21 protein-coding genes are annotated in these 21,631 nt (G+C 61.2%); 10 read left to right on the forward strand and 11 right to left on the reverse strand.

Annotation, left to right across the window (positions count from 1 at the left end):
- Window positions 1-86: 86 nt before the first annotated feature.
- The 4 genes from FHT70_RS02450 to FHT70_RS02465 form a co-directional block, all read right to left on the reverse strand.
- A complete protein-coding gene (locus FHT70_RS02450) occupies window positions 87-581 on the reverse strand; it encodes a GNAT family N-acetyltransferase (RefSeq protein ID WP_183698669.1) in 495 nt (164 codons plus the stop codon).
- A 15-nt stretch (window positions 582-596) separates the two neighbouring features.
- Window positions 597-1,586, reverse strand: coding sequence for a WD40 repeat domain-containing protein (locus FHT70_RS02455; RefSeq protein WP_183698671.1), 990 nt, complete (start codon window positions 1,584-1,586; stop codon window positions 597-599).
- Window positions 1,586-2,665: a GTP-binding protein gene (locus tag FHT70_RS02460; protein ID WP_183698674.1), complete on the reverse strand. Its 1,080-nt coding sequence runs from the start codon at window positions 2,663-2,665 to the stop codon at window positions 1,586-1,588. Before FHT70_RS02460 ends, FHT70_RS02455 begins: the two co-directional genes overlap by 1 nt.
- A 145-nt stretch (window positions 2,666-2,810) precedes the next feature.
- Complete coding sequence (locus tag FHT70_RS02465) at window positions 2,811-3,599, reverse strand: creatininase family protein (RefSeq protein WP_183698676.1); 789 nt, start codon at window positions 3,597-3,599, stop codon at window positions 2,811-2,813.
- Window positions 3,600-3,684: 85 nt separating this feature from the next.
- On the opposite strand from FHT70_RS02465, the gene FHT70_RS02470 reads away from it, so the two are divergent.
- From FHT70_RS02470 to FHT70_RS02480, 3 genes are all read left to right on the forward strand, one after another.
- Window positions 3,685-4,197: a MarR family winged helix-turn-helix transcriptional regulator gene (locus tag FHT70_RS02470; protein ID WP_183698678.1), complete on the forward strand. Its 513-nt coding sequence runs from the start codon at window positions 3,685-3,687 to the stop codon at window positions 4,195-4,197.
- Between the two features lie 119 nt (window positions 4,198-4,316).
- Window positions 4,317-5,339, forward strand: coding sequence for a LacI family DNA-binding transcriptional regulator (locus FHT70_RS02475; protein WP_020922290.1), 1,023 nt, complete (start codon window positions 4,317-4,319; stop codon window positions 5,337-5,339).
- A gap of 27 nt (window positions 5,340-5,366) precedes the next feature.
- On the forward strand, window positions 5,367-6,332 hold the full coding sequence (locus tag FHT70_RS02480) for a 2-hydroxyacid dehydrogenase (protein WP_183698680.1): 966 nt from the start codon (window positions 5,367-5,369) through the stop codon (window positions 6,330-6,332).
- A gap of 13 nt (window positions 6,333-6,345) precedes the next feature.
- Here FHT70_RS02480 and FHT70_RS02485 read toward each other — a convergent pair whose 3' ends face one another.
- Entirely contained in the window at window positions 6,346-7,125 is a 780-nt protein-coding gene (locus tag FHT70_RS02485; protein WP_183698681.1) for a gamma-glutamyl-gamma-aminobutyrate hydrolase family protein, read from the reverse strand.
- Window positions 7,126-7,414: 289 nt separating this feature from the next.
- Here FHT70_RS02485 and FHT70_RS02490 point away from each other — a divergent pair, with 289 nt between their 5' ends.
- Complete coding sequence (locus tag FHT70_RS02490; RefSeq protein ID WP_064804998.1) at window positions 7,415-8,521, forward strand: TRAP transporter substrate-binding protein; 1,107 nt, start codon at window positions 7,415-7,417, stop codon at window positions 8,519-8,521.
- Window positions 8,522-8,602: 81 nt separating this feature from the next.
- Here FHT70_RS02490 and FHT70_RS02495 read toward each other — a convergent pair whose 3' ends face one another.
- Window positions 8,603-10,093 carry a TRAP transporter large permease subunit gene (locus FHT70_RS02495; RefSeq protein WP_183698683.1) on the reverse strand — a complete coding sequence of 497 codons (1,491 nt, stop codon included), beginning with the start codon at window positions 10,091-10,093 and terminating at the stop codon, window positions 8,603-8,605.
- Between the two features lie 20 nt (window positions 10,094-10,113).
- On the reverse strand, window positions 10,114-10,653 hold the full coding sequence (locus FHT70_RS02500) for a TRAP transporter small permease subunit (RefSeq protein WP_085779491.1): 540 nt from the start codon (window positions 10,651-10,653) through the stop codon (window positions 10,114-10,116).
- A gap of 317 nt (window positions 10,654-10,970) precedes the next feature.
- Here FHT70_RS02500 and FHT70_RS02505 point away from each other — a divergent pair, with 317 nt between their 5' ends.
- The 6 genes from FHT70_RS02505 to FHT70_RS02530 all read left to right on the forward strand — a co-directional run bounded on the left by FHT70_RS02505 (window position 10,971) and on the right by FHT70_RS02530 (window position 17,767).
- Window positions 10,971-13,274: an EAL domain-containing protein gene (locus FHT70_RS02505; RefSeq protein WP_183698685.1), complete on the forward strand. Its 2,304-nt coding sequence runs from the start codon at window positions 10,971-10,973 to the stop codon at window positions 13,272-13,274.
- A 137-nt stretch (window positions 13,275-13,411) separates the two neighbouring features.
- On the forward strand, window positions 13,412-14,164 hold the full coding sequence (locus FHT70_RS02510) for a hypothetical protein (protein ID WP_183698687.1): 753 nt from the start codon (window positions 13,412-13,414) through the stop codon (window positions 14,162-14,164).
- Between the two features lie 223 nt (window positions 14,165-14,387).
- Window positions 14,388-14,612, forward strand: a complete 225-nt coding sequence (locus FHT70_RS02515) for an aa3-type cytochrome c oxidase subunit IV (RefSeq protein ID WP_011426827.1) — start codon at window positions 14,388-14,390, stop codon at window positions 14,610-14,612.
- Window positions 14,613-14,818: 206 nt separating this feature from the next.
- The gene (locus FHT70_RS02520) at window positions 14,819-15,967 is read left to right on the forward strand and encodes a Re/Si-specific NAD(P)(+) transhydrogenase subunit alpha (RefSeq protein ID WP_097597220.1); all 1,149 of its coding nucleotides are present in this window, start codon (window positions 14,819-14,821) and stop codon (window positions 15,965-15,967) included.
- A complete protein-coding gene (locus tag FHT70_RS02525) occupies window positions 15,967-16,365 on the forward strand; it encodes a proton-translocating transhydrogenase family protein (protein WP_085779487.1) in 399 nt (132 codons plus the stop codon). Before FHT70_RS02520 ends, FHT70_RS02525 begins: the two co-directional genes overlap by 1 nt.
- Before the next feature lie 7 nt (window positions 16,366-16,372).
- The gene (locus tag FHT70_RS02530; RefSeq protein WP_183698689.1) at window positions 16,373-17,767 is read left to right on the forward strand and encodes an NAD(P)(+) transhydrogenase (Re/Si-specific) subunit beta; all 1,395 of its coding nucleotides are present in this window, start codon (window positions 16,373-16,375) and stop codon (window positions 17,765-17,767) included.
- Between the two features lie 30 nt (window positions 17,768-17,797).
- On the opposite strand, the gene FHT70_RS02535 is transcribed toward FHT70_RS02530, so the two are convergent.
- From FHT70_RS02535 to rpsU, 4 genes are all read right to left on the reverse strand, one after another.
- Window positions 17,798-18,280 carry a DUF992 domain-containing protein gene (locus tag FHT70_RS02535; RefSeq protein WP_097597222.1) on the reverse strand — a complete coding sequence of 161 codons (483 nt, stop codon included), beginning with the start codon at window positions 18,278-18,280 and terminating at the stop codon, window positions 17,798-17,800.
- A gap of 59 nt (window positions 18,281-18,339) precedes the next feature.
- Window positions 18,340-19,992: a sensor histidine kinase gene (locus FHT70_RS02540; protein ID WP_183698691.1), complete on the reverse strand. Its 1,653-nt coding sequence runs from the start codon at window positions 19,990-19,992 to the stop codon at window positions 18,340-18,342.
- 419 nt (window positions 19,993-20,411) lie between these two features.
- On the reverse strand, window positions 20,412-21,278 hold the full coding sequence (locus tag FHT70_RS02545; protein ID WP_183698693.1) for a tetratricopeptide repeat protein: 867 nt from the start codon (window positions 21,276-21,278) through the stop codon (window positions 20,412-20,414).
- Between the two features lie 134 nt (window positions 21,279-21,412).
- Window positions 21,413-21,625, reverse strand: a complete 213-nt coding sequence (gene rpsU / locus FHT70_RS02550; protein WP_003585885.1) for a 30S ribosomal protein S21 — start codon at window positions 21,623-21,625, stop codon at window positions 21,413-21,415.
- Window positions 21,626-21,631 lie beyond the last annotated feature (6 nt).

Raw genomic sequence — 21,631 nt, forward strand, 5'->3', positions numbered from 1 at the left:
GACGTTTCCTCTGTCAAGTCACGGCCCGGCGGTCGTGGGTGGATTCCATGTTTTGCACAGCCAAGGCGATTAGCAAGCGTGATCTTCTAACCGGACGGTTTCAGGCCCAGCGTCGGGTCCGGAAGACGGCGCCAATGATAGAGCACGTCAGGCTCTTTTTCCTCATTGTCTGCGCCGTCGGTCTTTTCGCCGGCGATGAAGCCATGTCGCTCATAGAACGCGCGTGCGCCCGTATTGCGCTGGAAAGTCCAAAGCCGGATATCCTCCATCTCCTGCTTGGCGCGGCCGAGGAGGAGGGAGCCGATGCCGACGCCCTGGAAATCGGGCAGAACATAGAGCTGCTCTATCCAGTCGTCGCCAAAGGCGATGACACCGATGAGCCTGTTTCCCGTGGCCGCGCCGAGAATCGTGCAGTCGCGCAGCAGATGCATGCGCCAATACTGCTCTTCTTCCTCAGGCGTGTGCAGGATGGGCAGCCAGGGCAGGCGCTGCCGGAGCGCCTCGCGCCTGATTTCCGCCGCCGCACGCATGTGCCCGGCGCCGAGTGTCACGAGTTCAGCTTCCTTCGAAGCGTCGTCCATTTCAGCAACGCGGCCTCAAGCCGAGATATCGATGACGCCGCAATCGCCGGCTTCCGAGGCGAAGGCGAGCAGCTTGCCGTTTGCGCTCCAGCTCATCGCCGTGATTGCGCCCTTGCCGGGGCGGCGCAGCAGCGCTTCCTTGTTGTCGGCAACGCGTACAGCGAGGATCATGCCGTCGACGAAGCCGATGGCGAGGATATCCTCCAGCGGATGGAACTTCACCGAGGTCGCCAAGATGTTGGCGCGGGTGCCGAGCTCCAGCGGTGCCTTGCCCATCGGCCCGTCCTTGCCTTGGAAAGGCCAGACGATGGCAGCCGGCGCCCCCGAGGAGGCGAGCCATTTGCCCTTGACCGACCAGGAGAGGGATTTCACCTTGGCGGGATAGCCGGTCATGCGCATGTGCCGGGCCTCGGCGCCGGGCTTGCTGTCGAGCTTCCAGCCGTGCAGCGCGTTTTCCTGCATCGAGGTGACGAGAAAGTTGCCATCCGGCGAGAAGGTCACGCCGGTGTGCGCGCCTTTCCATTCGAGATCGACCGGTTTGGCGCTCATGCCGACCCAGTGGAGCGACACGCCGTTGTAACGGGCGGCGGCGATGCGCAGACCCTTCGGCGCGAAGGCGATGCCTTCGACCGTGCGCTCCTCCGGGAATTCCTTGGTCGTGCCGTCGGCAAGACGCACGAGCGTACTCTTGCCATAGGAATAGGCGATGGCGCCCTGGGGCCCGGCCGCGACCTGCGAGATCCATTTGCGCGGCGCGGTCGCGAGTTCGCTGACGCTGCCGTCGGCGGCGATGCGCAGGACCTTGCCGTCCTCGCCGCCCGAGATCAGGCTGTCACTATAGGGATCGCGGATTGCGGTGAGCATGCCCTGATGGGCTTCTGAAACCTTCTCGCCGCCGTCCAGCCGGTGAAACGTGCCGTTTGCGCTTGCGAAGAAGGGGACATCACCTAAAAATTCGACGGCCAGAACGTGGCCGTCGAGATCAAGCGGTGCAACTGTGGGCATCAGGCGGCTGCCTCGCAGGCTTTGAAGGAAGCCTCGAGCTTTTCGCGGTCGAGATCGCGGCCGATGAAGACAAGACGGCTTTCATGCTTCTCGCCTTCCTTCCACGGACGCTGGTGATCGCCTTCGATGATCATGTGCACGCCCTGAACGACGTAACGCTGGGGGTCGTCCTTGAAGGCGATGATACCCTTGAGGCGAAGAATGTTCGGCCCCTGCATCTGAGTGACCTTCTGGATCCACGGGAAGAAGCGCTCCGGGTTCATCTCGCCGCCCCGCAGCGACACCGACTGCACCGTCACATCGTGGATCGCCGACATTGGGCCGTGGTGATGATGATCGTGATCGTGGTAATGATGGTGGTGATCATGATGATGGTCGTGATCGCAATCCGGGCCGCAGACATGGTCGTCATGGCCGTGTTCTAGAAAGTGTGGATCGTTTTCGAGCGCGCGCTCCAGGTTGAAGGCGCCCTGATCGAGCACGCGGGCGAGGTCGACGCCGGAGCGGCTGGTCTTGTAGACGCGGGCGGCCGGGTTGATGGCGCGGACGATGTCTTCGATCACATCCAGTTCTTCCGGGGTGACGAGGTCGCTCTTGTTGATGACGACGACGTCGGCGAAGGCGATCTGGTCCTCGGCCTCACGGCTGTCCTTCAGGCGCAGCGGCAGGTGCTTGGCGTCGACAAGCGCGATGACGGCGTCGAGCTCGGTCTTGGCGCGCACGTCGTCGTCCATGAAGAAAGTCTGAGCGACGGGTACCGGATCGGCAAGGCCCGTCGTCTCGACGATGATGCCGTCGAAACGGCCGGGGCGGCGCATCAGGCCTTCGACGACGCGGATCAGGTCGCCGCGCACCGTGCAACAGACGCAGCCATTGTTCATCTCGTAGATTTCTTCATCCGATTCGACGATCAGGTCGTTATCGATGCCGATTTCGCCGAACTCGTTGACGATGACCGCATATTTCTTGCCGTGGTTTTCGGAGAGGATGCGGTTGAGCAAGGTCGTCTTGCCGGCACCGAGATAACCGGTGAGCACGGTGACGGGAATAGGCTTCTGGGTGGAGATCGCGTCGGTCATGAGAACCTCTAAATTAGGCGTACGGCCGAACGGCTAGGGATCGGCCTTTGAGCGGTTGGTCTCATATAATGGCATGGGCACCGCAGTTCAAAGGATTTTATATGTTATAAGATCACGTCGCCGCCCGATGCAGACGATCGCTTTTTCAACGGAGTTCGCCGACGTCGAATGCATCGACATCCTCCAAAAGTTCCACCAGCCCCTTCACCGCATGGGCAATCAGCGCCTCGCCCTTTTCGGCCGTCGCAGCCGCGGCATTGCCAGCCACGCCTTGTTCGTTGATGTCCGACATCTTCCAGCCAAAGGCATGCTGGCCGTAGGCGCGCAGGTGCTTGAAGCGGGTGGCGAATTCCGTCTGCCGCGAGGAAAAATCCTCAGCCTTAGCCATGTCTACCTTGTCCGGGTGAAGCGCCAGCATGACCGAGGTCTCGATATCGCCGCCATGGATGCCGATCGCCTTTTCCTCCGGCGCAATCACGCCATCCGGCAGGCCGAAGCGGGTCCAGCTCGTCGCCACCGCCAGCATGGCAAAGCGGACCCGCGCCTCGGTCGCGACGACCGATATCAGAGGCGAATTGCCGCCATGGGCGTTCAGCATCACGAATTTGCGAATGTCTCTCTTCGCCAGCCCTTCGGCAATGCCGAGCCAGCGGTTGACCGCTTCGTCGAAGGCGAGCGTCTTCGTTCCTTCAACATCCATATGTTCTACGGAATAGCCCACCGATTCAGTGGGCAGGAAGGTGACCGACAGTCCGGCGGGCAGGGCCTTCTTCAATCTTCCGGCGATGCCGTCGGCAATTAGCGTGTCGGTTTCGAAGGGCAGGTGAGGGCCATGCTGCTCATGGGCACCGAGCGGCAGCAGGGCGATCGGGCGGCCTGCGCCGGAGGCACGGACCGAGCCGCTGTCGTCGAAGCGGGGCGAAGGCGTCATCATCCGGTCGTTGCCTCTTGTTTATGACGAGATCATGGGCAATGTCATATCGCAGCGGCGTCGGGGCTTAAAGATCAAAGGGATGGCTATGGGAAAGAAGCATAAGGACGGCAAGAAGAGCAAGTCCAAGAAGAAGGACCAGACGGAGTACACGCTCGTCGATCTTTCTCCGGCGCTCACCCAGGCGGCCCGTTCGATGCGCACGGTGCTCTCGCGCAACCTGTTCGAAAGCGGTCTCTATGCCGGCCAGGACGGCGTCATTCTCTCGCTTGCCGAGAGCGACGGTATGACGGCGGGCGGCCTTGCGCAAAAGCTCGGGGTTAAGGCGCCGACGATGACGCGGACGATCGGCCGCATGGAGGCGCAGGGCTTTCTCGAGCGCAAGCCCGATGCCGAGGATGCGCGCCTCACCAAGGTCTATCTCACTGCGCTCGGCCGTGACAGCGTGCGGGCGATCGAAATGGCGGCCTCGGCCTGTGACAGACTGGCGACGCAGGAATTTTCAGAAAAGGAAATCCGCAATCTGGTTCGCCTGCTGAAGGCGATCGACGCCAATCTGCAAGCCGAAGCGCATGGTATCGAAGAACCGGACGAAGACTGAAATTTCTCCTGAAAGACGAATTGCCTCCGCCGGTTAAATCTTTTAATTAAACATTTTAAGGGGACCGCGCCGGTTGCCGTGCGGTCTTGCTGTCTTGCGTGCTGCCTGGAGGAGGACACGTGGTCCAGAAGATCAAGCTATCGACAATCGCCGAAACGCTCGGCATTTCAACAGCGACCGTATCGCTCGCCTTGCGCGACAGCCCGCTGGTGGCCGGCAATACGCGGGAGAAGATCAAGGAGCAGGCGCGCGCGCTTGGCTATATCTACAACCGGCGTGCCGCCAGCCTGCGCACCTCACGCTCGGGCATCATCGGTGTCGTCGTGCACGACATCATGAATCCCTTCTACGGCGAGATCCTGAAGGCGATCGAAAGCGAGCTCGATCGCAGCCGCCACACCTTCATTCTCTCTAATCATTACGACAATGTCGAAAAGCAACGGACTTTCATCGAGACGCTCCTGCAGCTTGGCGGCGACGGCGTCATCATGTCGCCGGCGATCGGCACGCCGCCGGAAGATCTGCAGCTGGCGGAAGAAAACGGCATGCCGGCGATCCTCGTCGCCCGCTCGATGGACGGTCTGGAACTGCCGACCTATCGCGGCGACGACAGCTACGGCATCTCGCTCGCCACCAACCACCTGATCGGTCTCGGTCACCGCTCGATCGCCATGATCGGCGGCACGGACCAGACATCCACCGGCCGCGACCGCTACCAGGGCTATGTCAACGCCCTGCGCAAGGCGGGCATCGAAGTCGATCCGAATCTGCGCATTCCCGGGCCCCGCTCGAAGCAGGGCGGTTTCGAGGCCGCGGTGCATTTCCTCTCGCTGCCGCAGAAGCCGACGGCGGCGGTCTGCTGGAACGATCTCGTCGCGATCGGCCTGATGAATGGCATAGCCCGCGCCGGTCTGGTGCCGGGCCGCGATATTTCCGTCACCGGTTATGACGATCTCGAGGAAGCCTCGATCGCCACGCCGGCGTTGACGACCGTCTGGAACGGCCAGACCGAAGTCGGCCGTCTGGCTGCGCGCGCACTTCTCGATCGTCTTGCCGGCAGCCACGAACCTGACGGCATGCATCTCATCAAGCCGGAAATGCGCATCCGCCAGTCGACCAGCCCCCATCGGCCCCGCGCCTGAACCAGACCCCGTCCAAGAGGAAAAGCCATGTCCCGCATCGCCATTCTCGTTCCTGGGAAGATACACGAGCGTGTTCTCGAAAGGCTGAAGGATCGTTTTGAGATCATTGCTGTCGCCCGCGAGGAAAAGCTGGCGCTCGACAGCGAGACCGCGGGCCGCATCCGCGGCGTTGCCGTCTCCGGCGCTTTTCCCGGCGCCTGGATGGACCATTTGCCTGGTGTCGAAGTGATCGCCAGTTTCGGCGTCGGTTATGACGGCATGGATGTGAAGCGTGCAGTCGAAAAGGGCATCGTCGTCACCAATACGCCAGACGTTTTGAACGACGAGGTTGCCGATACGGCGATCGGCCTGCTCCTGAACACGATCCGCGAGCTGCCGCGGGCTGAAGCCTGGCTGCGTGCCGGCAATTGGAAGCCGGGCACGGCTTATCCGCTGTCACGCTTCTCGCTCAAGGGCCGCCATGTCGGGCTCTACGGCCTAGGCCGCATCGGTCTTGAGATCGCCAAGCGGCTGGAACCGTTCAAGGTGAAGATCAGTTATCACACGCGTTCGCGCCATACGGAGGCGCCCTACGATTATCACCCGACGTTGAAGGGATTGGCTGAGGCGGTGGACACGCTCATCGCCATCGTTCCGAAGACGCCGCAGACGCATAAGACGATCGACGCCGATGTCCTGGCCGCTCTCGGTCCGGATGGGGTTCTCGTCAATGTCGGCCGCGGCTGGACCGTCGACGAAGAGGCGCTGAGTGCCGCCCTCGCATCAGGCGCGCTCGGTGCGGCCGGCCTCGACGTCTTCTACGAAGAGCCGAGCGTGCCGTCCGGCCTGCTGGAACCGGCCAATGCGGTGCTGCTGCCGCACGTTGCCTCGGCCTCCGTGCCCACGCGCATGGCGATGGCCGATCTGGTTGCCGACAATCTCATCGCCTGGTTCGAGAAAGGGGCAGCGCTGACGCCGGTGCCGGAGACGCCGCAAAAAATTCAGCGCGGCTGAGCTCGACTGCCTCCTAGGCGGTCGCCGGTGCCGTGATAACCGGACGTTTGCCGCCGGCGTAGCTGCGGACGGCGTCGCCGAAGGCGGCAAACAGCTTGTTCGACGCCTTGTCGGTTTCGGCCCAATATTCCGGATGCCATTGCACGCCGACGGCGAAGGCCCTGGCGTCGATGACGGAAACGGCTTCCACGGTGCCGTCTTCGGCGATGGCTTCCACCTGCAGGCGCGGTGCGGTTCTGGCGATCGCCTGGCGATGCAGCGAATTCACGCGGATATCGCCTGAACCGAGAATGCCTGCTATGCAGGAGCCTTCCTTGACATGGACGGTCTGGCGGATGGCATACATGCCGTCACGGTCGACCCCTTCCGGCCGGCGATGATCCCAGATGCCGGGCTGCTCATGGATCTCGCTTGCCAGCGAGCCGCCGAGAGCGACATTCAGTTCCTGAATGCCGCGGCAGATGGCAAGCAGCGGGATGGCACGGTCGATGGCGCGGCGGATCAGCGGCAAACTGGTGGCGTCGCGGGCGGGGTCGAAGGGGCCGTCCCTATCAGTCGCCTCGGCGCCATAGAGTGAGGGATGCACATTGCTGGCCGAGCCTGATACCAGCAGACCATCGACGCGGTCGAGCACCGCGTCGGGATCGTAGCCTGCCTCGAAGGCGGGGATCACGAAGGCCATGACGCCGGCCGCATTCAATGCGGCACCGACATATTGATGCTGCACGGCATGCCAGGTCGCGCCGTCGAAGCTGCGGATATCGGCAGGAATGGCAACGATTGGTTTCGTCATGTTTGCACCGGTAAAATCTTCTGCTCGTCGTTTTTGCCGCCAGAACGGCGGTGGAGTCAACGCCTGGCTTTGTCCGACGACCAATTGCACCGCAAACGGCGCCGCGGCTCCGCGGCTCGCGCTAAGCTGCTGATTTTGATGGACGCCTCGCGCGCTCCCTATTGCTATCCTGATGCCAAAGGCTAATAGACTAAAGCTTGAATCGCGGCCCTCTCCATGCTTAGCTCTGCCCTCGCTGCGGGTAGGGATGGATTGGCCGCGCAGTGCCATCTGTACGGGAGGTTTTTTGATGGATCGTCGTTCGTTTTTCAAGAAGGCGGGAACCGCCAGTGCCGGCGCGGTTGCCGCAACGGCGCTGGCGGCGCCTGCGATCGCGCAAGAGAATCCGAAGATCGCTTGGCGCATGACGTCTTCGTTTCCGAAGAGCCTGGATACGATCTATGGCGGTGCCGAAGACATCGCCAAACATGTTGCCGCTGCGACTGATGGCAATTTCACCATCCAGCCTTTCGCGGCCGGTGAAGTCGTGCCGGGCCTGCAGGCTGTCGATGCCGTGGCCGCCGGTACGGTCGAGGCAGCCCACACCACCTCCTATTATTTCGTCGGCAAGGATCCGGCCTATGCCTTCGGAACAGCCATCCCGTTTGGATTGAACAGCCGCCTGACCAACGCCTGGTTCTACGAAGGCAATGGCAATACGCTGATGAACGAGTTCTACGCCACGCAGGGCATGTATGCCCTGCCGGCCGGCAATACCGGTGCACAGATGGGCGGCTGGTTCCGTAAGGAAATCAACACGCTTGACGATCTGAAGGGCGTGAAGATGCGCATTGCCGGCCTTGCCGGACGCATCATGGAGAAGGTCGGCGTCGTCCCACAGCAGATCGCCGGCGGCGACATCTACCCGGCGCTCGAAAAGGGCACGATCGATGCGGCGGAATTTGTCGGCCCCTATGACGACCTGAAGCTCGGCTTCCACAAGGTGGCCAAATACTACTATTACCCGGGCTGGTGGGAAGGCGGCCCGACGGTACACGCCTTCTTCAATCTGGATAAATGGAGCAACCTGCCGAAGCACTATCAGGCAGCGCTCACCGACGCCTGCGCCTTCGCCAACACCAACATGCTGGCGAAATACGACATGAAAAACCCGACGGCGCTGAAACAACTCGTTGCCGAGGGTGCGACGTTGCGCCCGTTCAGCCAGGAGATCATGGAAGCCTGCTTCCAGGCGGCAATGGGCATCTACGGCGAAATCTCGGCCAACAACCAGTATTTCAAGAAGATCTACGAGGATCAGACCGCCTTCAAGCGCGACGCTTATCTGTGGATGCAGCTTTCGGAATACACCTTCGATACGTTCATGATGATCCAGCAGCGGGCCGGGAAGCTTTAGGCTTTCCGCGACCGACATCGACGCTTTAGGCGAATGCAAGAAAAACCCCGGATCGTTGATCCGGGGTTTGTTTTTGTTTGGCTATTTGGCAGGCGCGGGCGGGGCTCCCGGCAGGCCGTTCAGCGGCGGCAGGGTGAGGCCCGGTATCTGCGGCGAGCCGTTGCCGCCGCCGACCGGCGGCAGGCCGAGCTGGCCGCCAAATCCCGGCACTTCGATCTTGATCGAGTTCGGATCGACCTTGGGGCCATGGTCCAGCCAGTAGGTGACCGATTGCGGCCAGAAGATCACGATCGCAACCAGAATAATCTGCATGCCGACCCAGGGCAGCGCGCCCATGTAGATATCGGAGGTCTTGACGTCCTTGCTGGCGATCGAGCGGAGGTAGAACAGAGCGAAGCCGAAAGGCGGATGCATGAAGCTGGTCTGCATGTTGACGCAGATCAGGACACCGAACCAAATCAGGTCGATCCCAAGGCTGGAGGCAACGGGCGCGAGCATTGGAATGACGATGAAAGCGATCTCGAAGAAATCGAGAAAGAAAGCCAGCACGAAGATGAAGATGTTGACGAAGATCAGGAAACCGACCGGGCCGCCGGGGATGCCCGACAGCATGTGCTCGATCCACCGCGAACCATCCATGCCCTGGAAGACCAGGCTGAAGCAGGTGGAGCCGACCAGGATCATCACCACCATTGATGTAATATGCGTGGTCGATGTCATTGCTTCGCGGATTAGCGGCCAGGTGAGACGGCGGTTCATGGCTGCCAGCGCCATGGCGCCGACGACGCCGAGCGCGCCGGCTTCCGTCGGTGTCGCAAGGCCCATAAAAATCGTACCGAGCACGAGGAAGATCAGCACGATTGAGGGAACCATGCCCATCAGCACTTTCGCCAAAAGCGCCCAGTTGAAGTCGCCGCGCACCTCTTTCGGCAGCGGCGGCATCGATTTCGGCTGGATGATCGACATCACCAGGATGAAGAGCACGAAAATCGTCACCTGCAGGATCGAGGGGCCGATGGCGCCGAGATACATGTCGCCGACCGATCTGCCAAGCTGGTCGGCGAGAACGACGAGCACGAGCGAGGGCGGGATCACCTGGGTGATGGTGCCAGAAGCGGCGATGACGCCGGTGGCAAGGCGCGGGCTGTAGCCGTAGCGCAGCATGATCGGCAGCGAGATCACCCCCATGGTAATGACGGAGGCGGCTACCGTGCCGGTGATGGCGCCGAGCACGGCGCCGACGAGGATGACGGCATAGGCGAGGCCGCCGGGAACGCCGCCGAAGAGCTTCCCGGTGCCTTCGAGCAGATCCTCGGCAAGGCCGCAGCGTTCCAATATCGCTCCCATGAAGGTGAAGAAGGGAATGGCGAGCAAGAGGTCGTTGGAGACGATGCCGAAAAAGCGCAGCGGCAGCGCTTGCAGAAAGGCTTCGCTGAAATGGCCGGTGACGATGCCGATGATGCCGAAGAACAGGCCGACGGCCGCGAGTGAAAAGGCGACCGGAAAGCCGTAGAGCATGAAGATGACCATGCCCAGGAACATGGCCGGCGGAATGATGCCGAAGTCAAACAAATCCGTTCCTCCCGGGAGCGCTACTGCAGTGGCTTTTCGTATTTGGTGTCGATGCTGATTTGGCCGGTCAGCGCTGCGATCCGCTTGATCAGCTCGGAAACGCCCTGGAGGGAAAGCAGCGCGAAGCCGGCGACGAGGATCAGCTTTACGGGCCAGCGGATCAGCCCGCCGGCATTGGCCGAAATTTCCCCCTGCCGGTAGGAAAGCGCGAAGAAGGGCCAGCAGAGCCAGGTGAGGAAGACGCAGACGGGGATGAGGAACAGGATGAGGCCGACAATGTCGATCCAGATCTTCGCCTTGTCGGACACTGCGCCATAAATCAGATCGACACGAACGTGCTCATTGTTGCGCAGAGCATGCGAGGCGCCGAGCATGACGACGAAGGCAAAGAGGTACCACTGGATCTCAAGCCAGCCGTTCGAACTGTAGTTGAAGGTGTAGCGAACGATGGCATTACCGGCGCTGATGAGACAGCAGAACAGGACCATATATTCGGAAAGTTTGCCCATGATGCGACTGATCGAATCAATCAGCCGGCTTGCCGCCAGAAGTGTCGACATTCGTTTCCCTTGTTCTTGTCCTGCCATTTTTCGGCAGCTTTCCCTCTTTCGAATCGGTGTAGACCACGGCTTTTGAAATTGGAAGGATAAATGCCTCTGGCTAGAGCATAGTCTAAGTCGCAACAGGCGGCCGTCGATGTTTTAACAACCTAAGCGTGGATAAATTATTTCCTTATTCTCGCCAGGAGGATGCATGATCTCGCGTAGGCTGCGGCGTTCATCCGCTGGTTTTAGAAAATTTGACCAAATGTTTGATTCGATTGAAATCAATTTTTAAAGGGTTGAGCTTAGAATCCCCGCGCACAGGGAAAGTGTGGATGAAGCCAGATAACCCGAACAGGGTCCCTATTGATGTGTATTTGTCGTTTGTGAGCTCCCTTTCCGGGAACCGCATGACGCTTCTTGTCGGCGTGATCGTCCATGTCGCGACGTGCCTTGCTGTGGCTGCCAAGACGCAATACTCCATCTACATCCTGCTGTCGGTTGCCTTCCTTCTGGTCTTCAGCGCTCGCATGGCCATCTTCCGGCAGTTCGATCATGTCGACAAGCAGAGCCTGTCGCGCGCGGGAATCGAGCGTTGGGAGCGGATTCTTGTTGGCGCCGGATCCTGCACCACCGCACTCCTCGGCATCGCCAGCGGCTACGCTATCTTCGTCGTGCACGATTCCTTTGCGGAGCTTGCCTGCATTTCCGTCACCATGGCGACCATGGTTTCCGTTGTCGGGCGCAACTACGGCTCGCGCTTCGCAGTCGACCTCCAGACGGCCTTCTGCTGCCTGCCGATGATCGTCGGCAGCCTGCTGGCGCTCGACTTCTATCGCGGCGTGCTGTCGATCTTTCTCATCCCCTTCTGGCTGACGACGCGGGCGATGGCGAACGGCGTGCGCGAATTTCTGTACGAGAATGTCATCGCGCGCCGGGAAATCACCATCATCGCCGACCGTTTCGACACGGCGCTCAACAACATGCCGCATGGCCTCGTCATGGTCGATGACGAAAACCGCATCCAGGTCGTCAACCGCAAGGCCTGCGAACTGCTGAAAATCGGCGCGCCGGAGCGGCTGAAGGACCGCGATCTTGGCGCCGTGCTGCGCTATGGCGCACGCTACAGCTTCATGGACGCCTCACAGCCGGAGCTCATCCTGCGCCAGCTCACCCAGGTGGCCGAAGGCAACTTGTCGCGCATGCTCATTCACTTTCCCGAGGCCCTGTCGCTCGAATTCTCCGCCAGCCGCAGAGCTGACGGTGGCGCCGTGCTGATCTTCGAAGACGTATCCAGCCGTGTGAAGGCCGAGCAGAAGATCATGCACATGGTCCGCTTCGATGCGCTGACCGGCCTGCCCAACCGTGAATATTTCGGCCAGCTGGTGCAGGAGTATCTCGCCAAGAATCCGAGGAAATCGGGGCCGCTTGGCTTTATGGTGCTCGATATCGACGAGTTCAAACATGTCAACGACATGCGCGGTCACGTCACCGGCGACCATCTGCTTTGCGCCATCGCCGCCCGCATCAAACAGGTCTGTGGTAGCGCCATCCTCGGCCGGTTGATGGGCGACCAGTTCATCCTGTTCTTCCCGCATGCGAAGGAGCCGGCCTCACTCGATCTCGAGATCCGTCGCGTGCACGCTGGGATCCAGGGCCATTATGAAGTCGACGAGCTGACCTTCCTCATTTCGCTTAGTGCCGGTTACGCCATTCTGGAAAGTTCCGCTTTTGCGATGGACGAATGGAGTGTCAAGGCGGATCTTGCGCTGTTCGAGAGCAAGTCTCGCTTCAAGGGCGGCATATCAGGCTTCGAGCGCGAGATGGACGGGCGCTATATCGAGCAGCAAAAGCTGAAAGCAGACCTTCGCGAGGCGGTCGCGGCGCAGGCGCTGCACCTCGTCTTTCAGCCGATGTTCCGGGCTGACGGTTCGCGCATCGAATGCGCCGAGGCGTTGGCGCGGTGGGTGCATCCGGAGAAGGGCTCGATCCCGCCCGACGTCTTCATTCGGCTCGCCGAGGATATGGGCATCATCTCCGACATCACCCGTTTCGTGCTGTCGCAGGCCTGCAGCGAATGCATGACCTGGCCGGAGCACATCGCCGTCTCGGTTAACCTCTCTGCACGGGATTTGCGCGATGCCGACATTTTGTCGGTGGTCGCCGACGCGCTTGCCCATTCCGGGCTCAACGCGGCGCGGCTGCATCTCGAAGTCACCGAAAGCTGCCTGATCGACGAGCCGCAGGCTGTGCGCGCCATCCTGGCGGAACTCAGAGCCCGCGGCATCACCATTGCGATCGACGATTTCGGCACCGGCTTCTCCAGCCTCAGTTATCTCGACACGCTGCCGCTCGATATCGTCAAAATCGACCGCTCCTTCGTGCGGAATATCGTCGAGGATACTCGCCGCCTCAAGCTGCTGCGAGGGACGGTCAATCTCGCCCGGGAACTCGGTCTGAAGATCGTCATCGAAGGTGTCGAGACTGACGAGCAGCTCGCTCTACTCAACAAACATCGCAGCACCGATCTGGTACAGGGCTATGTTTTCTCGCGGCCGGTGCCTTCCCAGAACATCCCACTCCTGCAACAGGGCGTCGGCCGCCGCGCCGTCCAACGTCGCCGCAACAAGGTCGCCTGAGCCTTCGGTAGCCGCCGATGTCCTTGTGATACCCCGCCGTTAACCTTAATACTTTATAAACGGCCCGAATTATCGGATTTTCTTGCCTAAACCTCACTGACGTATGATTAATGATCCGTTAACGAGTGGATCAAAATATGTCAGACACACTGTTCACGCGTAGTGATTTCAGTACGAAAATTTTGGAAATTCTGGATCATGTCGAATATCGCCGCGTCGAAAGCAGCGAAGACATGGAGGAGGTGGAGCGGCTGCGCTACAAAGCCTACAAGGCCCACGGCACGCTGTCGCTTGCCCCGGAAGGCCTGTTGGACGATGTCGATTTCGACAGCCATGCCTATATCTTCGGTCTCTACTACTATGGCGAACTGGTCAGTACGATCCGAATTCATTATGTGACGCCGGAGCATCGTATCAGCCGGTCCGGAGAGGCCTTTCCCGAGGCGATGGATGAGCTTCTGGACGCCGGGCTAACCTTGATCGACCCGGCGCGTTTCGCGGCCGACCCGGAGCTCACCGCCAACATGCCATGGGTTCCCTACCTGACGCTGAGACCCGCCATCGTCGCGGCAGCGTATTTCCGGGCTGACCGCGTTATTCAGTCCGTTCGGCCCCCGCATGCCGCCTTCTACAAGCGGGTCTTCTATGCCGATACTATTGTGCCCGGCCGACTGGCGGAGAGTTACGGGGTTGATGTGACGCTGATGGCGACGAATGTGGTGGAGGTCGGGCGCAAGCTGTTGACGCGCTATCCCTTCTTCATCTCCAGCGCCAGCGAACAGCGCATGATGTTTTCGCGCAATCCCCACGATACGCTGCCGCCGCTTACCATCATCCCGACGGCGCGCTTCGTGCCGCAAGGTGAACTCGGCACCGACCTGCCGCTGTAATTTCTCCTGCTCTGCGAATGAGGAGAGGTTATGCAGCAGTGAGGAGATCCGCAGCCGGCGCCCTCACGCTTTTCCTTGCGGAAGAAGGTGGCTTGGAACCCGCGGCTGCGGCATTCTCGTGCATTGCGCTTTCGCCTGTCATTGTGTAATTCGTGCAGGCAGGGACTTCCCTCGGCCTAAGAGGGAATCAGGCAGCGCAAAAGCATTCAGGGAGACGATATTTATGGCCGAACATCATACCGGACCGGTCGAGACCGGCGCGCCGATGGATTACAAGGAACATGAGCAGACCTACAACATGTTCATTGCCGGCACGAAATACGGCACGATGCTTCTCGTCGTTCTCCTGCTCGCGATGACCGCCGGTTTCTTCGGCGGCGCCGGCCTTCTCGGCGGTCTCTTCGTCTTCATCGTTCTTCTCGCCGCCGGCATCTTCCTGTTCCGCTGATCGCGGCTGGCGCATCGGCCTGAAAATCGCAATCGATTTTCGGCAAACACGATGTGTCTATTCAAGGGAATTGGAGCGTCTTTGTGCGTCCGGGGGGACGCAGGCGCTCTAAGGGGAGGGGAGGCTTCTCCGAAGCCTTGTGAACTAGGTGCTTGGCCTGCGCAGGCGAGCCTGCGGCGGTCTGGCTGACCCGGAGGAGGGGGCAGTTGGGCAATATTGTTTTCGTTGCAAGGGAAACCACGGAAGGGGAGACGCGTGTCGCGGCCTCCGCCGAGACCGTGAAGAAGATGAAGGGTTTCGGTTTCGACGTCGTCGTCGAGGCCGGCGCCGGTGCGGCTTCGCGCATTCCGGACGCCGAGTTCGAGGCCGTAGGCGCCAGGATCGGCAGTTTTGCCGATGCAGCCTCCGCCGACGTGGTGCTGAAGGTGCGCCGCCCGAGCCCATCGGAAATCGCGGGTTACAAGAGCGGCGCCGTTGTCATCGCGATCATGGACCCCTACGGCAATGACGAGGCGATTGCCGCACTCGCAAGCGCCGGGCTTTCGACCTTCGCCATGGAGCTGATGCCGCGCATCACCCGCGCGCAGTCCATGGACGTGCTCTCCTCTCAGGCCAATCTCGCCGGCTACCAGGCCGTCATCGAGGCCGCGGCGGTCTACGACCGCGCTATGCCGATGATGATGACGGCGGCAGGCACCGTGCCGGCGGCCAAGGTCTTCGTCATGGGCGCCGGCGTCGCCGGTCTTCAGGCGATCGCCACCGCGCGCCGCCTGGGTGCCGCAGTCTCGGCGACCGACGTGCGCCCGGCCGCCAAAGAGCAGGTCGCCTCACTCGGCGCCAAGTTCATCGCCGTCGAGGACGAGGAGTTCAAGGCGGCGGAAACGGCCGGCGGTTATGCCAAGGAAATGTCCGCAGACTATCAGGCGAAGCAGGCAGCCCTCGTCGCCGAACACATCGCCAAGCAGGATATCGTCATCACCACGGCTCTCATTCCCGGCCGGCCGGCGCCGCGGCTCGTTTCGCGCGCCATGCTTTCCTCGATGAAGCCAGGTGCGGTCGCCGTCGACCTCGCGGTCGAGCGCGGCGGCAATATCGAAGGGGTCGTTGCCGGCGAGGTCGCCGACGTCGACGGCGTCAGCGTGATCGGCTTTGCGAATATGCCGGGCCGGGTCGCGGCCAGCGCCTCGGCGCTTTACGCCAAGAACCTCGTCACCTTCCTCGAGACGATGGTCAACAAGGAAACGAAGGCGGTCGTCGTCAACCTCGATGACGAGCTCGTCAAGGCGACGATGCTGACCTATGCCGGCGACGTGGTTCATCCCGCCTTCGGCGGCGCGAAGAAGGGAGATATGTGATGGCCAGTGAAGCAATGGACAGAGCGCTGCAGCAGTTGAACGAAGCGGTGACGGCCGTTGCCACTGCAGCCGCGCAGGCTCCGGAAGCGGCTAGTGCGGCGACGGGCGGGGCGATCGATCCCTTCGTCTTCCAGCTGGCGATCTTCGTCTTGTCGATTTTCGTCGGCTATTACGTCGTCTGGTCGGTGACGCCGGCGCTGCATACGCCGCTGATGGCAGTGACCAACGCGATCTCGTCGGTCATCGTCGTCGGCGCGCTGCTGGCGGTCGGCATCTCCACAAGCGGTCTTGCGACCGGTTTCGGTTTCGTCGCCCTGGTGCTGGTTTCGGTCAACATCTTCGGCGGCTTCCTGGTCACGCAGCGCATGCTTTCGATGTACCGCAAGAAGGACAGGTGAGGGATCGATGACCAGTATCGCAGCTTTCCTCTACCTCGTTTCCGGCGTTCTCTTCATTCTGGCGCTGCGCGGCCTCTCCCATCCGGCCACCAGCCGCAAGGGCAATCTCTTCGGCATGATCGGCATGGGTATCGCCATCCTGACGACGCTGGTGCTGGCGACGCCCAACTTCGGCGGGTTCGTGCTGATCATCCTCGGCCTTGCCATCGGCGGCAGCGTCGGCGCCTATGTCGCCCGCACCATCGCCATGACCTCGATGCCGCAGCTCGTCGCCGGCTTCCACTCGCTGGTCGGGCTTGCCGCCGTGCTGGTGGCTGCCTCGGCGCTCTATACACCAGCTTCTTTCCGTATCGGCGAGATCGGCCATATCCACACCGAGGCCCGCATCGAAATGGCACTCGGCGTGGCGATCGGGGCGCTGACCTTCACCGGCTCGATCATCGCCTTCCTGAAGCTTGACGGGCGCATGTCCGGCAAGCCGATCCTGCTGCCCTACCGGCACCTGATCAATGCAACCCTGCTGGCGCTGATCGTGCTCTTCATCATCGGCCTTGCCGCGACCGAAAGCCATTTCGACTTCTGGGCGGTCGTGGCACTGTCGCTGGCGCTCGGTGTTCTGCTGATCGTGCCGATCGGTGGCGCCGACATGCCCGTCGTCGTTTCGATGCTGAACTCCTATTCCGGATGGGCTGCGGCCGGCATCGGCTTCACGCTCGGCAATCTGGCGCTGATCATCACCGGCGCGCTCGTCGGCTCCTCCGGCGCCATCCTGTCGTATATCATGTGCAAGGGCATGAACCGCTCCTTCATCTCCGTCATTCTCGGCGGTTTCGGCGGCGAGACGGCGTCCGGCGGGAGCGATACGTCAGACAGGACGGTCAAGCTCGGCTCCGCCGAGGATGCGGCCTATCTGATGGCCAATGCCTCGAAGGTCATCATCGTGCCGGGATACGGCATGGCGGTCGCTCAGGCTCAGCATGCGCTGCGCGAATTGGCCGATAATCTCAAGAAGAACGGCGTCGAGGTGAAATATGCGATCCACCCGGTCGCAGGCCGCATGCCCGGCCATATGAACGTGCTGCTGGCCGAAGCCCATGTTCCCTATGACGAGGTCTTCGAGCTCGAGGACATCAATTCGGAATTTGCCCAGGCCGACGTCGCCTATGTAATCGGCGCCAATGACGTCACAAATCCGGCTGCGCGCGACGACAAGACCTCGCCGATCTACGGCATGCCGATCCTCGATGTCGATCGGGCGAAGACCTGCCTTTTCGTCAAGCGCTCGCTTGGTTCGGGTTATGCCGGCATCGACAACACGCTGTTCTACAAGGATGGCACGATGATGCTGCTCGGCGACGCCAAGAAAATGACCGAGGATATCAACAAGGCGATCGCGCATTGAGCCGATGAGCCGCCCTTCGGGGCGGCTTTCTCATATCTCGCCCGGCACCAGCGTCATCTTCTCGACGCCGATCGCCAGGTTCAGCCCTTCCTGGGCCTGAACATTCAGCGGCTGCAGCATGAAAGCCTTATTGGTGCCGCCGGCGATCACTTTGGCGCCGGCGCCCGCACCGATGCTCGCATCAGCGCCGACTCCGTAATATTCGCCGGCAAGGGCGAATTGCGGCATATCGGTGCCGGTCTTTGCCAGGACCTGCCAGATCATCACGCTCTTGCCCGTCTGGCCGATGTCGAGGCCGAATTTTTCGATTTTGCCGGCATAGACCGCCTTGGCGCCGCCGGCTGCCGGTGTATAGGTACAGATGAGGTTCTTCTGCGAGGTGACGATCAGACCCTGACCGCCATCCGATCCGCAGACCAGACGGCCAAGCGTCACATAATTTTCCGCGCTCGCCGGGCTTACCCAGGCAGCCGCGGTCAGAGCCGCGGTGGCGATCATCGTTTGCTTGAACATGGTCCTTCTCCTTGAAAACGACCTGTCCGAAACGGGTTGAGGTGGCGATTGTTCCTGGGTTATTCCCGCTCCAGCGTGGCGCGCTGGGCTATCAGTACCCATAACAGGCCTTCAGGCCGGAAATCGACCTGCACCGTGCCACGGAAGGCGGCAGCGGCATGCGCCTTGATGACGGTCGTGCCGAAGCCCGAGCGCGACGGCTCGGTGACCGCCGGGCCGCCGCGCTCCTCCCAGGTGAAGCGGAGCAGGGCATCCGGCTTGCCTTCGTCCCTAACATCGTGCCAGTCGAAGCGGACGCGCCCCTGCGGAACGGAGAGCGCACCATATTTCACTGAATTGGTGGCGAGCTCATGCAGGGTAAGGCCCAGGTTCTGCACCGCATCCGGCTTCAGGACGAAATCTTCGCCTGTGATTTCGATCTGGTCGCGCGATTGCGGGAAGGCCTGCAGATGGATATCAACGACCCGCCGGAGCGACACGCCTCCCCATTGCTCGCTCGTCAGGAGCTCTATTGAACGCGCCAGCCCCTCAAGGCGGTCGGCGACGGCAGCCTGAAAGGTTTCGACGCTGTCGGCCTGTTTGGCCAGCTGGCGCATCATGGCCTGAGCAAGCGTGAGAAGGTTCTTGGTACGATGGACGAGTTCATGCATGACGAACCGCAGCCGGTCCTCGGTCTGGCTGCGATCGAATGAGGCGTTCGAAAGAGCGATCGCCACCTGGTTCGCCTCGATGACGCTTGTTTCAACCGGTGAGACGATGTGGCCCTGACCCATGCGGTTCGCCATGTCGGCAATCTCGCGAATGGTGGTGCGGACCTGTCTCGCGACGGCATAGGCGGCCAGTACGGCAACGAGCACGAGGGCAACTCCTCCGATGATGAGGAAACGCCAGGTGCTGAGAATCGACGCCTGCGCCACCGGCCCCCAGATCACCGTCTTCCAGGACCAGCCGGGAATTTGTGCATAACCGAGGAGCATGTGCGGCAGGATCGTCTTGTCTTCGAACACGCCCCGGGAAAAACTGAGCGCCGGCAGGATGCGCGGATCGAAGGGCGTGCCGGGTTCGAGGGCAGTCGGGCCGGCGGCAACGACCACGTGACCACTTTGATCAAGCACAGCCGCCGACCATCCAGGGGCTAGACCCTGGGTCGTTACGAGCCGGCCGAGATCCTGGGCATCCTGTGTGATGATGAGGGCGGAAACAGGATCGTTCTTTCTCGGCAGGATGACATTGTAGACCCAGTCGCCGCTGGTTCTGCCGCGGACCACATCCGACGCCTCGATGCGACCGGATTTCATTGCGGCATCGAGGGCGGCGATGTTTGCCGTCTTTCCGAGCTCCGCGCCGAAAGGTCGGCGTGTGTTCAGCAGTTGCTGGCCAGTTGCGTCGACCGCTTGGACGTAGAGCGCATTGTTCCGCAGAGCTGCTTCCGTGCGCTGGTGGAAGGAGGCGAGATCGCCGTTTTCGAGTTCCGGGGAGCTCGACAGCAGCCGCAACGTCGTCGCCATATCCTGAAGCTGGCGATCGATGATGCGCGACAGGGCAAGCGCGTCCTGCGCCGTCTCGCGCTTTAGCGCGGAGCGCTGGTTGTCCTCCAACTGCAGCAGAAGCAGCGTCACGAAGGCGAAGATCGGCAACGCGATCGCCACCGCCATGGCAACGAGATAGGTGCCGATCGAAGCTTTGGGAAAAAACAGCGCCACGATCTTCATTTATTGCGCGCCGCCGCCACAAGCGATATTGCCGCGTCCTTTGTGCGTCTTGAAAGATGTGAGGCGCTGCTGTGCGCGCTGTCCGCAACAGTTTTCGTCTGCGGTCAGGAAAGCAAAGATCCGCATCTCTCGCAAACCGCCCTCAACATGTTTTCGCACACCCCGATAGCGGGCTATCGAAGCAGCCGCATGTTAGGGGGAGCAAAAGCAGGTTGCAACATCGTATAACATGCCACGGAAGACGGTGGCGGTCTTTCCGTCTCTCTTTTCAAAGCGATGCGGCGCCTTCATAACAACTTATTCCGCCACCCGTTGCTGCACGCGCACCGGGCCCGGTCATCGATAAAGATTCTGCCGGAGATTTTCTGCAACGCCAAGGTTCTGGGCATCCGATGGCCCGGCCGCCCCAATTCACATCCTTAGCCGGCTGGAGCGCCCACTCGGGCGAGACCATCGCGGGCCGGCTGGTATTTCGGGTCAAGCCCGACCGCATGGCGATAGGAGCGGGCAGCCTTGGCCTTGTCGCCGCGACGTTCGTAGACAAGAGCCTGGTTGGCCCAGGATTCGGCGATATTGCCGTTGAGATCGATCGCGTGATTGAAATCGGCAAATGCGTTGTCGTCGTCATTCAGCGCGATGTAGGAGATGCCGCGGCCATTATAGGGCTCCGGCGAATTCGGGGCGAGCGAGATGGCCTTCGAGAAATCGTCGATTGCCTTATCCTGCTGATTGCGCTTCTGATAGATCAGGCCACGATTGTGATAGGCGCGGCCATCGGTCGTGCCGAGCTGGATCGCCTTGCTGAAATCGTTGAAAGCTGCATCGTCCTGTCCGGCCATGCGATAGACATTGCCGCGGCCGATATAGGCGACGTCGTAGCTCGGATTGATCTGCAGGGCGGCATTGTAGTCGGCAATCGCCTGCTGCTGCTGGCCCATGTTGCGATAGACGAGCGCGCGGTTGGCATAGGCCTGGAAGAAGCGCGGGTTGATCTGCAATGCTGTATTGAAATCGTTCAGCGCCTGGCGGAACTGGCCGCCGCGGCCATAGGCGGAACCGCGGACATTATACCCTTCGGGATCCCTCGGATTGGCGTTGATAACAGCCGTCAGCGACGCGATGTTCTCTTCCGAGCCCTGCGCCTTGTCGATGCGGATTACGGCATCCGTGGTGTTGGTCGTCTCGCAGCCTGCAAGGCCGACCATGGCCGCCAGCGTCAAAGCCGGCAGGAATGCGGATTTCTGAAAGCGCCAGGCGCGGGACGGATTGAAGGTGGTATCAGCCATTCGGGCTCGCTTTCCCCATGCGGCATATCCGATTTCTGGATATGCGATCTTCAGCGGCAAACTAAAAAGGCGGCGGCGAACCCATCGCCCCCGCCACAATACATCTGAAAACGTCGAAAAAACGACGGCAACGCTTAGCGTGCGACTAGGCCTTCGCGCTGGGCGCGCTTGCGGGCCAGCTTGCGAACACGGCGAACAGCCTCGGCCTTTTCGCGAGCGCGCTTCTGCGAAGGCTTCTCGTAGTAGTCGCGCATCTTCATTTCGCGGAAAATGCCTTCGCGCTGCATCTTCTTCTTGAGAGCGCGGAGAGCCTGATCGACATTGTTATCGCGGACAAGTACCTGCACGAGAAT

This window comes from Rhizobium sp. BK049, assembly GCF_014193135.1.
GTDB lineage: Bacteria > Pseudomonadota > Alphaproteobacteria > Rhizobiales > Rhizobiaceae > Rhizobium.

Bases quoted from the DNA above. Each gene is read 5' to 3' on its own strand.
- FHT70_RS02450 (WP_183698669.1), bottom strand. From the start codon at position 581: ATGGACGACGCTTCGAAGGAAGCTGAACTCGTGACACTCGGCGCCGGG.
- FHT70_RS02455 (WP_183698671.1), bottom strand. From the start codon at position 1,586: ATGCCCACAGTTGCACCGCTTGATCTCGACGGCCACGTTCTGGCCGTC.
- FHT70_RS02460 (WP_183698674.1), bottom strand. From the start codon at position 2,665: ATGACCGACGCGATCTCCACCCAGAAGCCTATTCCCGTCACCGTGCTC.
- FHT70_RS02465 (WP_183698676.1), bottom strand. From the start codon at position 3,599: ATGATGACGCCTTCGCCCCGCTTCGACGACAGCGGCTCGGTCCGTGCC.
- FHT70_RS02470 (WP_183698678.1), top strand. From the start codon at position 3,685: ATGGGAAAGAAGCATAAGGACGGCAAGAAGAGCAAGTCCAAGAAGAAG.
- FHT70_RS02480 (WP_183698680.1), top strand. From the start codon at position 5,367: ATGTCCCGCATCGCCATTCTCGTTCCTGGGAAGATACACGAGCGTGTT.
- FHT70_RS02485 (WP_183698681.1), bottom strand. From the start codon at position 7,125: ATGACGAAACCAATCGTTGCCATTCCTGCCGATATCCGCAGCTTCGAC.
- FHT70_RS02490 (WP_064804998.1), top strand. From the start codon at position 7,415: ATGGATCGTCGTTCGTTTTTCAAGAAGGCGGGAACCGCCAGTGCCGGC.
- FHT70_RS02500 (WP_085779491.1), bottom strand. From the start codon at position 10,653: ATGTCGACACTTCTGGCGGCAAGCCGGCTGATTGATTCGATCAGTCGC.
- FHT70_RS02505 (WP_183698685.1), top strand. From the start codon at position 10,971: ATGAAGCCAGATAACCCGAACAGGGTCCCTATTGATGTGTATTTGTCG.
- FHT70_RS02510 (WP_183698687.1), top strand. From the start codon at position 13,412: ATGTCAGACACACTGTTCACGCGTAGTGATTTCAGTACGAAAATTTTG.
- FHT70_RS02515 (WP_011426827.1), top strand. From the start codon at position 14,388: ATGGCCGAACATCATACCGGACCGGTCGAGACCGGCGCGCCGATGGAT.
- FHT70_RS02525 (WP_085779487.1), top strand. From the start codon at position 15,967: ATGGCCAGTGAAGCAATGGACAGAGCGCTGCAGCAGTTGAACGAAGCG.
- FHT70_RS02530 (WP_183698689.1), top strand. From the start codon at position 16,373: ATGACCAGTATCGCAGCTTTCCTCTACCTCGTTTCCGGCGTTCTCTTC.
- FHT70_RS02535 (WP_097597222.1), bottom strand. From the start codon at position 18,280: ATGTTCAAGCAAACGATGATCGCCACCGCGGCTCTGACCGCGGCTGCC.
- FHT70_RS02540 (WP_183698691.1), bottom strand. From the start codon at position 19,992: ATGAAGATCGTGGCGCTGTTTTTTCCCAAAGCTTCGATCGGCACCTAT.
- FHT70_RS02545 (WP_183698693.1), bottom strand. From the start codon at position 21,278: ATGGCTGATACCACCTTCAATCCGTCCCGCGCCTGGCGCTTTCAGAAA.